Annotated in this window: 12 protein-coding genes and 1 pseudogene; 9 read left to right on the top strand and 4 right to left on the bottom strand. The window is 62.8% G+C overall.

The annotated features are described in order from the left end of the window. Positions 1-423, bottom strand: a pseudogene (locus RWT78_RS23050) (sensor domain-containing protein); the annotation flags it as partial. 355 nt (positions 424-778) lie between these two features. Between RWT78_RS23050 and RWT78_RS23045 the strand changes: the two are divergent. The 3 genes from RWT78_RS23045 (at position 779) to RWT78_RS23035 (ending at position 5,488) form a co-directional block, all read left to right on the top strand. Further along, positions 779-1,738 carry a proteasome assembly chaperone family protein gene (locus RWT78_RS23045; RefSeq protein WP_003942198.1) on the top strand — a complete coding sequence of 320 codons (960 nt, stop codon included), beginning with the start codon at positions 779-781 and terminating at the stop codon, positions 1,736-1,738. 181 nt (positions 1,739-1,919) lie between these two features. Further along, on the top strand, positions 1,920-2,957 hold the full coding sequence (locus tag RWT78_RS23040; protein ID WP_007732813.1) for an alpha/beta fold hydrolase: 1,038 nt from the start codon (positions 1,920-1,922) through the stop codon (positions 2,955-2,957). Positions 2,958-2,983: 26 nt separating this feature from the next. Next, positions 2,984-5,488, top strand: a complete 2,505-nt coding sequence (locus tag RWT78_RS23035; RefSeq protein WP_314681112.1) for a DUF3516 domain-containing protein — start codon at positions 2,984-2,986, stop codon at positions 5,486-5,488. 53 nt (positions 5,489-5,541) lie between these two features. Here the strand turns inward: RWT78_RS23035 and RWT78_RS23030 are convergent, their stop codons facing one another. Further along, positions 5,542-5,949 carry a DUF5997 family protein gene (locus RWT78_RS23030; protein ID WP_007732807.1) on the bottom strand — a complete coding sequence of 136 codons (408 nt, stop codon included), beginning with the start codon at positions 5,947-5,949 and terminating at the stop codon, positions 5,542-5,544. 56 nt (positions 5,950-6,005) lie between these two features. On the opposite strand from RWT78_RS23030, the gene RWT78_RS23025 reads away from it, so the two are divergent. After that, the gene (locus RWT78_RS23025) at positions 6,006-6,854 is read left to right on the top strand and encodes a LysR substrate-binding domain-containing protein (protein WP_003942255.1); all 849 of its coding nucleotides are present in this window, start codon (positions 6,006-6,008) and stop codon (positions 6,852-6,854) included. A 122-nt stretch (positions 6,855-6,976) separates the two neighbouring features. After that, complete coding sequence (locus tag RWT78_RS23020; RefSeq protein ID WP_314681107.1) at positions 6,977-8,377, top strand: FAD-linked oxidase C-terminal domain-containing protein; 1,401 nt, start codon at positions 6,977-6,979, stop codon at positions 8,375-8,377. Between the two features lie 28 nt (positions 8,378-8,405). Here RWT78_RS23020 and RWT78_RS23015 read toward each other — a convergent pair whose 3' ends face one another. After that, positions 8,406-9,326 carry a LysR substrate-binding domain-containing protein gene (locus tag RWT78_RS23015; protein WP_314681105.1) on the bottom strand — a complete coding sequence of 307 codons (921 nt, stop codon included), beginning with the start codon at positions 9,324-9,326 and terminating at the stop codon, positions 8,406-8,408. Positions 9,327-9,555: 229 nt separating this feature from the next. Here RWT78_RS23015 and RWT78_RS23010 point away from each other — a divergent pair, with 229 nt between their 5' ends. The 3 genes from RWT78_RS23010 (at position 9,556) to RWT78_RS23000 (ending at position 11,446) form a co-directional block, all read left to right on the top strand. Next, positions 9,556-10,143 carry a peroxiredoxin gene (locus RWT78_RS23010; protein ID WP_003942119.1) on the top strand — a complete coding sequence of 196 codons (588 nt, stop codon included), beginning with the start codon at positions 9,556-9,558 and terminating at the stop codon, positions 10,141-10,143. 2 nt (positions 10,144-10,145) lie between these two features. Next, positions 10,146-10,685, top strand: coding sequence for a carboxymuconolactone decarboxylase family protein (locus tag RWT78_RS23005; protein WP_003942122.1), 540 nt, complete (start codon positions 10,146-10,148; stop codon positions 10,683-10,685). An 80-nt stretch (positions 10,686-10,765) separates the two neighbouring features. Beyond that, positions 10,766-11,446 (top strand): PhzF family phenazine biosynthesis protein, encoded by a 681-nt coding sequence (locus RWT78_RS23000; RefSeq protein ID WP_314681101.1) that lies wholly within the window; start codon positions 10,766-10,768, stop codon positions 11,444-11,446. On the opposite strand, the gene RWT78_RS22995 is transcribed toward RWT78_RS23000, so the two are convergent. Continuing rightward, positions 11,432-12,130, bottom strand: coding sequence for a hypothetical protein (locus RWT78_RS22995; RefSeq protein WP_003942163.1), 699 nt, complete (start codon positions 12,128-12,130; stop codon positions 11,432-11,434). The two genes, RWT78_RS23000 and RWT78_RS22995, sit on opposite strands and share 15 nt — an antisense overlap. Before the next feature lie 17 nt (positions 12,131-12,147). Between RWT78_RS22995 and RWT78_RS22990 the strand changes: the two genes are divergently transcribed. Further along, complete coding sequence (locus RWT78_RS22990; RefSeq protein ID WP_058227955.1) at positions 12,148-12,414, top strand: hypothetical protein; 267 nt, start codon at positions 12,148-12,150, stop codon at positions 12,412-12,414. The last annotated feature ends 82 nt before the right edge of the window (positions 12,415-12,496 follow it).

Genomic DNA, 12,496 nt, shown 5'->3' with positions numbered 1-12,496 from the left:
TTCGACCGAAATCGTTGCCCTCGTCGCGTTGTCGGTCCCGACCGCCATCACGGTCCCGTTCGGACCGTAATCCTGTTCCGGTGGCTCACATTCGGACGGATCGACGGTGGCACCGCGCGGGACGCCGACTAGATCCGGCGCTGCCATCGGAACGGCTTGCGGGGGCAGCACAACAGCGCCGAAGGGCTCAGGGAATTCCTCGGGAGTCAGCAGCAGTTCGGACAGCGGTGCCGCCGTTTTCGGAGAGGTGGATTTCGGCGTCGTGGATTTGGGGGCAGCCGTCGTACTCGGCGCCGCCGAGCCGCTGTCGGTCGCACCGGCAGTCGCCGGCGCGGAGTCCGGAACGGGTGCACCTTGGACCGACCCGGAGCAGCCCGCGAGTAATGCAACGGCGGCCACCGCAGCAAGTGAGCATGCGGCCACTCGCCTGGAGGTTCGTGGACACACCCGCATGTAAGCCTCCGCACTCGACCGATCCCGACAATCGACCACTCCATTTCGGACAAATCGGCCGTGCCGACCTTGTCTTCCACTCTGCCATGTCCGAAGCCGCGCACCCGACATCTAGCGAACGCCCAGGCCAAGTGTCGAAAGATACCGCTCGGCTTCGCTCTCGGCGAACGCCCGTCTCGTCGGATCGGGAATGATCGGTCACCGACTCGGTGTTCTTACCGATGAACGTCTGATCCAGTGCTGTCGGGCACCTGACTCCGATGCTGTCGCGCGTGCGCCGATAGTGGACACTTGAGATCAAGACCGAAGAGCGAAGGGGACTGCGATGGACGAACAGTCGAGGATGTACGAGCTGGAATTTCCGGCGCCCCAGTTGGCGGCTGCCGACGGCCAGGGACCGATCCTGATTCACGGACTCGAGGGTTACTCCGACGCCGGTCACGCCGTGAAGTTGGCGACGACGCATCTGCGCGAAAGCCTCGAGACCGAGCTTGTCGCGTCGTTTGCTGTCGACGAGCTGATCGACTACCGCTCACGTCGACCGACGATGACGTTCAAGGCCGATCATTTCTCCGATTACGACGCTCCGGCGCTCAATCTGTACGCACTGCGCGATACGGCCGGCACGCCGTTCCTGCTGCTCGCGGGGATGGAACCGGACCTCAAGTGGGAGCGGTTCACCACAGCCGTTCGTCTGTTGTCCGAACAGTTGGGAGTGCGTCGAACCATCGGGCTCAACGCGATTCCGATGGCAATCCCGCACACCCGACCGCTGGGTGTGACAGCACATTCGACCAACAAGGACCTGATCCAGGACCATCAGCGTTGGTCAGGTGAATTGCAGGTTCCCGGCAGCGCATCATCACTGCTCGAGCTTCGTATGTCTCAGCACGGGCACGAGGCGATGGGCTTTTCGGTGCATGTCCCCCACTACCTCGCGCAAACGGACTACCCGGGCGCCGCAGAAACTTTGCTCGAAAACGTTTCCGAGGTTTCGGATCTGGAGTTGCCCTTGGTTGCACTGGGTGAGGCCGCGGCGCGCGTTCGGGAACAGGTTAACGAGCACATAGCCGGGAACGAAGAAGTTCAGACTGTAGTCCACGCTTTGGAGCGTCAATACGACACTTTTGTCGCCGCTCAGGAACAACAGTCGTCCCTTCTGGCCGGCGAGGCCGACCTTCCCAGCGGTGACGAGATCGGCGCAGAGTTCGAAAAGTTCCTGGCCGAACAGGCAGGAAATGACGACTTCGGCTCAGCTGGAGACCTCGATCGAGGCGACAACTGACGAAAATGTGACGGGCGGGGCGCATAATTCGACATTGTGCGCATTCCGCAACCCCTCCGTTACCTGGGCTGTTGTTCAGGACACATCCGTCGGATAGCCTCAAACTCTGTGTGATTTTCGTTGACGGCTCAACAACTGGAGCAGACAGTCAACGTGGTCACACGCCGAGCCAGGAGGCGACATGAGCAGACCACGGAACCGTCAGCTCCGACCGGTCCCCGACGAGGAACCGCGGATGATGTTCCGGACGATTCACGGCTACCGACGCGCATTTCGGATAGCCGGCGAGGGTCCGGCAGTACTGCTCCTGCACGGAATCGGCGACAACTCGTCGACGTGGACCGAGATCATTCCCCACCTCGCCAAGAAGTACACGGTCATCGCACCTGACCTGTTGGGTCACGGCCGTTCCGACAAGCCACGCGCGGATTACTCGGTAGCCGCGTACGCCAACGGCATGCGGGATCTTCTGTCGACGCTCGGCATCGAGCACGTCACCGTCATCGGGCACTCGCTCGGCGGCGGCGTAGCGATGCAGTTCTCCTACCAATTCCCACACATGGTGGATCGCCTCGTGCTGGTCTCGGCCGGTGGCGTCACCAAGGACGTCCATCCGCTGCTTCGCCTCATGTCCGTTCCGGTGGTCAACGAGGTGGTAAAGCTGCTCCGGATACCTGGTGCGATGCCGCTCGTCCGGATGGCCGGGAACCTTGCCGGCGTAGTTCACGGTTCAAATCTGCGTCCCGGCACCATGTTGCACGACACACCGGACCTGATTCGAGTGCTCGCTGATCTCCCCGACCCCACTGCCTACGAGGCCTACCTTCGTACGCTGCGGGCCGTCGTGGACTGGCGCGGACAGGTCGTCACGATGCTCGACCGCTGTTATCTGACCGAGAATCTGCCGGTTCAACTGATCTGGGGCGACGACGACTCCGTCATTCCCGTCTCCCACGCTCACCTCGCGCACGCGGCGATGCCGAACTCACGCCTCGAAGTCTTCCGCGGCTCGGGCCACTTCCCGTTCCGCGACGATCCGATGCGTTTCCTGCAGATCGTCGAAGATTTTCTTTCCAGCACCGCACCACTCGTCTTCGACGAGGCTCGCTGGCGCCACATGCTGATCTCCGGGGTCGGCGAGAACACCATCACCGGAACGTCGTCCACCCGCATGGCGGTGCTCGACGCCATGGGCTCGGACGAGCGAAGCGCAACCTGATCCACGGTTGCGGCTAGCCTGTACGAGTGCTGCTGACGGAACTCCTCCCCGACAACGCGGATCCTGATTCCGTTTTCGACGCCTTCTCTTCGTGGACCATCGAACGAGGTTTGACGCTCTACCCGGCCCAAGAAGAGGCCGTCATGGAGTTGGTCTCGGGTGCAAACGTGATCCTTGCGACGCCGACCGGGTCAGGCAAATCGATGGTGGCGATCGGCGCGCATTTCTATGCGATGTCGCTCGGCAAGCGCACGTACTACACAGCGCCGATCAAGGCCTTGGTGAGCGAGAAGTTCTTTGCACTGTGTGAGGTCTTCGGTGCCGAGAACGTCGGCATGATGACCGGCGACGCCGCCGTGAACTCGTCGGCGCCGATCATTTGTGCGACGGCAGAGATCGTCGCGAATCTCGCACTGCGAGAGGGCCCGAACTCCGATATCGGCCAGGTCGTGATGGACGAGTTCCATTTCTACTCCGAACCCGATCGAGGTTGGGCGTGGCAGGTTCCGCTCATAGAGTTGCCGCACGCGCAGTTCCTCTTGATGTCGGCAACTCTCGGTGAGGTCGACTTCTTCTCCGAGGATCTGACGCGTCGCACCGGGAAGCCGACCACCGTCGTCTCCGGCACGGAACGCCCTGTGCCTTTGATGTTCTCGTACGCGACCACGCCGGTCGGCGAAACCATCGAAGATCTGGTGACCACCAACCAGTCCCCCGTCTACATCGTGCATTTCACGCAGGCCGCCGCCCTCGAACGCGCCCAGGCACTGACGAGCGTCAACTTCTGTTCCAAGGCAGAGAAGGAAGCGATCGCCGAAGCGCTGGGCGGTTTCCGCTTCACCACGGGGTTCGGAAAGACACTCTCGCGCCTGGTCCGGCACGGCATCGGCGTTCACCATGCTGGCATGTTGCCCAAGTACCGACGGCTCATCGAAGTTCTCGCGCAGGACGGACTTCTCAAGGTGATCTGCGGTACTGACACTCTGGGCGTCGGAATCAACGTCCCGATCCGCACAGTGCTGCTCACGGGTCTGGCCAAGTACGACGGCGTCCGCACTCGGCATCTGAAAGCCCGCGAGTTCCATCAGATCGCCGGTCGCGCGGGTCGTGCAGGCTACGACACGATGGGCACCGTCGTCGTCCAGGCACCCGAACACGAAGTAGAGAATCTGCGGGCAGTCGCCAAGGCCGGCGACGATCCGAAGAAGATCAAGAAGATTCAACGCAAGAAGGCTCCCGAGGGGTTTGTGTCCTGGAGCGAAGCGACGTTCGACCGCTTGGTCGCGGCATCGCCCGAACCGTTGGTATCGCGATTCTCGGTCAGCAACTCGATGCTGCTCAATGTCATTGCCCGCCCGGGCAACTGCTTCGACGCGATGCGGCATCTGTTGGAGGACAACCACGAATCGCGTCCGGCGCAGCGCAAGCACATCCTCAAAGCGATCTCGCTGTATCGCGGATTGCTCAGCGCCGGCATCGTGGAACGCCTCGACGAACCCGACGAGTACGGCCGCATGGCTCGGTTGACGATGGACCTGCAACGCGACTTCGCCTTGAACCAGCCACTCTCACCGTTCGCCTTGGCGGCATTCGAACTTCTCGACGTCGAATCCGACAGTTACGCACTCGATGTCGTCTCGATCATCGAGTCGACGCTCGACGATCCGCGTCAGGTTCTGATGGCGCAGCAGCACTTCGCTCGTGGCGAAGCGGTGGCGCAGATGAAGGCCGACGGCATCGAGTACGAGGAGCGCATGGAACTCCTCGAAGAGGTCACCTGGCCGAAACCGTTGTCGGACTTGCTGTTCCCGGCTTTCGAAATGTACCGGGGTGGCCACCCGTGGATCACCGAGTTCGCCCTCTCCCCCAAGTCCGTGGTGCGCGACATGATCGAACGCGCCATGACGTTTGCCGAATTGATCAGCCATTACGGACTCACCCGGTCCGAGGGTCTCGTCCTGCGCTACCTCGCCGACGCCTACCGCGCGCTGCGACAGACCGTTCCGACCGAAGCGCGCACCGAGGAACTCGAAGACATCATCGAGTGGTTGGGCGAGCTGATCCGTCAGGTCGACTCGAGCCTGCTCGACGAATGGGAGTCACTCACCGACCCCGGAGCCGAGGCAGACACGGAAGAGGTTGCGTTCGGCGCCGACATTCCCCGTCCCATCTCGGCGAACCCGCGCGCATTCCGCGTCATGGTGCGCAATGCGATGTTCCGACGCATCGACCTCGCGTCGCGTCGGCAGTGGAACGAGCTGGAAAACCTCGAGGACGGTATCGACGCCGCCGAGTGGGAAGAGCAACTACTCCCGTACTTCGAGGAGTACGCAACCATCGGAACCGGGCCATCGGCGCGCGGGCCGGCGCTCTTCCAGGTCACCGAAGAGGGTGAGTTCTGGCGGGTGCGGCAGGTGCTCGAGGATCCGGAGGGCGATCACGGATGGGCACTGCTTGCCGTCGTCGACATCCCGGAATCGGATGCCGCGGGTGAAATCGTGTTCGACGAGCTGAGCGTCGTAGAAGGCTAGCGCCTGTGCGCCTTTTTGGTAGTCATCGCTACCAAAAAGGCGCACAGGGGGCGTCAGCCCCTACGAGCCTTCCGCGGCTGGTTACGACGCGCAGCGCGCTTTTCCTTGATGCGAACGTTCTCGGCCCGCACCTCGGCCTGAACAGCGCGTTCCTTTTCGAGCCATTCGGGCTTCTCTTCGAGGAGTGCGGCGATCTGATCCGTGGTGAGTGCTTCTTCGACACCGCCGCGGGCCAGGCCGGCGATCGATACGCCCAGCTTGGCTGCGATGACCGGGCGAGGATGCGGTCCGGTGCGTCGCAGCTCCAGCAGCCACTCCGGCGGATCGGTCTGCAGAGCGGTCAGCTCGTCACGAGTCACGTCGCCTTCCTGGAACTGCGCAGGTGTTGCTTCCAGGTACACACCCAGCTTCTTGGCAGCCGTCGTCGGCTTCATCGTCTGGGGAGTTTTGTTCGACGTCATGCAACAAGAGTAACCAGCCGATACGGGTGCTTTTACCAAGGCGGTAGCCTTGCCTGGTGACAGACGCGGATAGTCAGGCAATTTTTCGACTCGCGTACGCCCCGGGGGTGACGCCCACCAAGTGGGTCCGGGTGTGGCACGAGCGGCTCCCCGAGGTGCGTCTGGAACTTGTTCAGTTCCCGGTTCTCGAACTCGAAGCTGCACTTCGCGCCGGTGAAGCAGATGCAGGTTTGGTTCGACTGCCGATCGACCGGACCGGCATCAGCGCCATCTCGCTGTATGCGGAAACCCCGGTGGTGGTGGTACCGAAAGATCACGTATTCACTACTGTCGATCAGATTTCCGTCGACGATCTGGCCGACGAGATAGTGCTCGATCCTCTCGACGACAGACTCGACTGGCCGACCCGTCCCGGAAAGACCGCCGCCGAGCGACCCGCGACCATCGCCGACGCCATCGAGTTGGTGGCCGCCGGCGTCGGAGTTGTCGTGGTTCCCCATTCGCTGGCGCGGTTCCACCATCGCAAGGACCTGACCTTCCGTCCGGTGGACGGTGCGCCCGAGGCTCCTGTGGCTTTGGCATGGATGGAGTCCAAGACCACAGATCTGGTCGAGGAACTTATCGGCATCGTGCGGGGCCGAACGGCGCAGAGTTCCCGCGGCCGAAACGGTGAGCCGGCGGAGAAGATCAAGGGCTCCGTCAAGGCCAAGATCGCGGCCCGCGAGCGTCGCGCAGAAGCTGCCAAGAACGGGCAGAAAGCTAAGGGCGCCGGCACCGCGAAGAACATATCCGGACGCAACGCCGGTTCCGGTAAGGCCAAGGCGGGCGGCAAATCAGGTAGCGGGAAGTCCGGTGGGACCAAGAGTTCGGGTGGCCGGTTCTCCGGAAAGCAGAAGGGCCGCTAGGGCTTCAACTGGCAACTCGGAGGATCGCTGCCGGACAACGCTGAACTGATCAGGCGCGACAGACTCGGGCTGTGGTCTCGCGAATTGGCGCATCGTCGAACTCCGTCGAGCATGATGAGAGTATGACTCCCGCGAGTTCTTCAGCCCTCGATGAATTGGTAGCGGCACTCCCCGAGGGAGCGGTCCTGCTGGATCCGGATGTGACCGCGGGCTACCGCCAGGACTGGGCCGCCGATCCGACCGCCGGCCGTCCCGCTGCCGTAGTTCGCGCTACGAGCACCGAAGACATCCAAACCGTGATGCGATGGGCAACCGCCAACCGCGTGCCGGTGGTTCCCAGAGGTGCCGGCTCGGGCCTGTCCGGTGGATCCAGCGCCGTCGACGGTTGCATAGTGGTCAGCACCGAGCGAATGCGACAGATCACGATCGACCCGGTCGCCCGGGTGGCGGTTACGCAGCCCGGTTTGATGAATGCGGAGGTCAAGAAAGCCGCCGCAGAGCACGGACTCTGGTACCCACCTGACCCGTCGTCCTTCGAGATCTGTTCCATCGGCGGCAATGCAGCCACCAACGCCGGCGGACTCTGCTGCGTCAAGTACGGAGTTACCACCGACTACGTTCTCGGACTCCGGGTCGTGCTGGCGGACGGTACAGCTGTCAGCCTCGGAGGTCCCCTTCTCAAGGACGTCGCCGGACTCTCACTCACCAAACTGTTCGTGGGCAGCGAGGGCACTCTCGGCATCATCACGGAAATCACGTTGCGTTTGATTCCCGCGCAGCCGCCCGCATCAACCGTCGTCGCGTCGTTCGACTCGGTACAAGAAGCTGCCGACGCGGTCTTGGCGATCACCAGCAACATGCGTCCGGCGATGCTCGAGTTCATGGATCACGCCAGTATCAATGCTGTCGAGGATTCGGTACGCATGGGTCTCAACCGCAAGGCTCACGCACTACTGCTCGCGCAGTCCGACGCACCCGGCGCGGCAGGCGTGCTGGAAATCGAGACGATTGTTCAGGCGTGCGAAAACAACGGAGCCACCGAAGTATTCGCCACCGATGACCAGGCCGAAGGTGACGCTTTTGCGGCGGCACGGCGAGCGGTGTTCCCGGCCGTGCTCGCGATGGGAAGTCTGCTTCTCGAAGACGTGGGCGTTCCCATGCGCGCACTCCCCCAGCTGGTAACCGGGGTCGAAGCCATCGCAGACGACCTCGACGTCCTGATCTGCACGGTGGCGCACGCCGGAGACGGAAACACCCACCCGCTCATCGTCTTCGACCCCGCAGACCCGGACATGTCCGAACGCGCACAGATCGCATTCGGACGGGTGATGGATCTCGCCATCGCGCTCGGCGGCACGATCACCGGCGAACACGGGGTCGGTCGACTCAAGCGCGACTGGCTGCCGTCACAGTTGGGTGAAGACGTCATGGCCCTCAATCGCAGGGTCAAGGATGCGCTCGACCCGCTGGGAATTCTCAATCCCGGAGCCGTCATTGCCGCGAAAGAAGGCTCTCTCGACTAGCTTTCACGTCGACGTCGAACGAGTCACGTCATCGAGGAACCGTCGGGCTGACCGAACGGACCAGCTCGGCCAGCTGACGGAATCCTTCTGCTCGGCCACTCGACGAGCGGGACACGACGCCGATCGTGCGACCTGGAGCCGGCGAAGCGAAATGCGCCGTCGACAAGTCCCCGCGTCGAACCTCCACGGCAACAGCCGATTCCGGGACCAAAGTCACCCCGAGTCCCCCGGCCACACATTGCACGACTGTCGCGAGAGAGGTAGCCCGCGTGTCGCCGGCAAGCGGATGGGCGTCTACCGAACGGCACAGATCCAACGTCTGGTCACGCAGGCAGTGGCCGTCGTCGAGCAAGAGCAACGGCAGCGCGTCGAGCACGTCCGCCGTGAGATCGACACGTCCGGCCAAGGAATGATCGTTCGGCACGACCATCACAAAATCCTCTTCGTACACAGGAACTTCCACCAGGCCAGGTGTTCCGGCAGGAAGCGCCAACACCGCGACGTCGAGCGCTCCCGATCGCAGGGCATCAAGCAAGCGCGCCGTTTGATCCTCGACTATTTGCGGCGCCAACGACGGCAGCTTCTCGCGCAGCTCCGGCAACAACCCCGGAAGAATGTAGGGCGCAACGGTCGGGATCAACCCGATGCGTAGCGGTCCGGTCAGAGAGTCGCCCGAGCCGGCCGCGCTCGCGACGAAACCGTCGGCAGCCTCGAGGATTTGCTTGGCCTGACCGAGCAAGCGCTGTCCGTCCGCGGTCACGAGCACGCGCCGCGTACTACGTTCGATCAGTTTGACCCCTAGTCCCGCCTCGAGAGCTGCCAGCGCCTGCGACAGTGTGGGTTGGCTCACACCGGAACGCGCTGCGGCAGTACCGAAGTGCCGGTACTCGGCCACCGACACAAAGGCACGCAGCTGTGACAAGGAAGGTTGATAAGTCTGATCAGACATGCCTATCAGTGTAGTGCCACCCATCACCTTTACCTTTTGAACGGTTTGATGCAGAATGGACTCATACCAAAAAGCGCCGGTCACAACCTCGACACTCCAGTCGAAACCGTCCGACCCGCTGACGGTGACAAACCCTCTCGATCCAGCACGTTCGGCCGTGACAGTCCGAACAGCCGGATCGTGTGCGCAAGAAATTCCTGTTCACGAGACACGTAGGAGAATGAGACACATGGCTCTGCTCACAATCGGCGACCAGTTCCCCGCTTACAACCTCACGGCTGTCATCGGCGGCGACCTGTCCAAGGTCGATGCCCAGCAGCCCGATGACTACTTCACCACCGTCACCAGTGACGACTACGCAGGCAAGTGGCGCATCGTCTTCTTCTGGCCCAAGGACTTCACCTTCGTGTGCCCCACCGAGATTGCTGCATTCGGCAAGCTCAACGAAGAGTTCGCAGACCGTGACGCTCAGGTTCTCGGCGCTTCCGTCGACAACGAGTTCGTGCACTTCCAGTGGCGTGCACAGCACGAAGAGCTCAAGACCCTCCCCTTCCCGATGCTCTCGGACCTCAAGCGCGAGCTTGCCGAGGCCACCGGCGTCCTCAACGCCGACGGCGTTGCAGACCGCGCGACGTTCATCGTCGACCCCAACAACGAGATCCAGTTCGTCTCCGTCACAGCCGGTTCCGTCGGCCGTAACGTCGACGAGGTTCTCCGCGTCCTCGACGCTCTCCAGAGCGACGAGCTGTGCGCATGCAACTGGAAGAAGGGCGACCCGACCATCAACGCCGGCGAGCTCCTGACTGCGAGCGTCTGAGTATGAGCGTCGAGAACCTGAAGAACTCGCTTCCCGAGTACGCGAAGGACCTCAAGCTCAACCTGAGTTCCATTGCGCGCACGACGGTCCTGAACGAGCAGCAGTTGTGGGGAACGCTCCTCGCAACGGCCGCAGCCACCAAGTCTGCGTCCACGCTCAAGGAGATTGCTTCCGAGGCTGCCGACAACCTGTCGGCAGAGGCATACAACGCCGCTCTCGGCGCAGCGTCGATCATGGGCATGAACAACGTCTTCTACCGCACCAAGGGCTACCTCGACGGTAAGTACGACGACCTTCGTGCCGGCCTGCGGATGAACATCATCGGCAACCCGGGCGTCGACAAGGCCGACTTCGAATTGTGGTCGCTTGCAGTGTCCGCGATCAACGGCTGCAACCACTGCCTCGAAGCTCACGAGAACACCCTCCGCCAGGAAGGTGTCGACCGCGAGGTCATCTTCGAAGCGATCCGCGCCGGTTCCATCGTCGCGGGCGTCGCACAGGCTGTCGAAGCCAACGAGATCCTCTCTGCCGCACAGGTCTGATCACTCGGACCTGAGTGCAGTTCGACGAGCCCTCCCCACCGTGAAGGTGGGGAGGGCTTTTCGCGCGCTAGGGTGGACCGATGGGTCTCGAGGTGAGTGTGGTCCGGGTCTTCACGGACGAGAACGGCAAGCACGGGAATCCGTTGGGAATCGTCGACGCGTCCACGGTTGCAGAATCGGATCGACAAGCCGTCGCGAAGGAACTCGACTACAGCGAGACCATCTTCATCGACGTTCCGGATGACGGCGCCTCGCGTGCGCGGGTCCAGATCTTCACTCCGGCAGCAGAACTCCCCTTCGCCGGACACCCGACCGTCGGTGCCACGTGGTGGTTGGGCGAACAAGGCCGTCGCGTGAGCGCCCTCGACGTTCCTGCCGGCAGTGTCGACGTCCGCCAATCCGGCGCTTTGACGTGGGTACGCGCGCGTGCCGAATGGGCACCGGAATTCGCGATCTATCCGATGGACACGGTCGACGACGTCATCGACGCAGATCCGTCCGACTACGAGGCGGATCATTCGTATCTGTGGGCGTGGCAGGACAAGCTCGAAGCTGCCATCCGCGCACGCATGTTCGCACCGGTGATGGGAATCGCCGAGGACGAGGCAACCGGATCTGCAGCGCTGCGCATCACGGACCGATTGAGGAAATCACTGCTCATCACCCAGGGACGCGGATCGGTGCTTCACACCACCTTCTCTCCGGAAGGTTGGCTCGAAGTCGGCGGCCGCGTCGTCGCCGAGCCGTCACGAACCTTGTGAGTACCCGGCGGGATTGCGTCCGGCCTCGAGGTCACGTGCACTCAGTGATACCGAGATCTCGTCACCGAGCGCAACTCCCGGCGCGAGGGGCAACTGATCTCCACTCCAGAACTTGCCCGGGTCGAACCAGTTGACACGACGATTGCCGACGAGCAGACCCATCGCTTCATAGGTCTTGGCAACCACTTCGGCGCAGTAGGCGCTCTCGACGGCCACTGCCGATACGTCGGACTTCTTGCGCAGCTTCGGGATTCGGCCGCCGAACCAGCGCGAAGCAAGCTTGGCCGTCGACGGGAAAGGCGTACCGTCCAGCCGCGCGATCGTCTCGAGCAGAGCGTCTTCCTGCTCCCGGGTGACTTCGTGGTCGAGCTGGCGCAACCATCCACGCTGCCCGTACTTGGCGCCCCAGACCTGAACGGCCGATCGCAGATCGTGCAGTTGGACACCACGCTGGAAGCGTCCGGTCCACATGTCCTGCAGCGAGTGACCGAGTTCCGCATGCCACATCAGCGGCGGGAGGTCGTCGATCACGACCGACATTCCGACGTGGTTGACGGGGCTGTTGGTCAGTGTCTGAATGGCCCGGTCCGCCGTCGACTCTCCGCGGAAGATCCAGATGTCGCCCGTGCGGGTCGCCGCGGCGGCCTCGTCGAGACTCACCTGCGAAAGCAATCGTCGGTCCATGCCTCTAGCGTAGAGGGATGAAACTCCGTACTCCTCTGCGCGCCTCGCACGTTTGGAAACTGGTCGGCCTCGCCGGTGCAATGGGCGTTGCCGCCACCGGGGTTCTCGTTGCGCGCGGCGAACGCCAGCGTCGGGCCTACTCTCCGGACGAAATTCGCTCGGTACTGCACGAGCGGTACACCCAGGCCTACGCCAAGCAGTCGGAACAAGAGGTTCTGGAACTCGAACCTGCACCCAACGCTGTGCGGCGCCGAATCGAGAAACTCTTCCGGCGCCGCAACTGACATCAGCCGAGGGCTGCGAGGATCCCTGCTGCCATCTCCGCGACCTGATCATCGGTCATGACAAACGTCGGCGAAATCTGCA

The sequence above is a fragment of the uncultured Rhodococcus sp. genome (assembly GCF_963525155.1).
GTDB lineage: Bacteria > Actinomycetota > Actinomycetes > Mycobacteriales > Mycobacteriaceae > Rhodococcus_F > Rhodococcus_F qingshengii.
The sequence above is the reverse complement of the archived record's forward strand: the minus strand, read 5'-3'. Positions and strand labels throughout refer to the sequence as shown.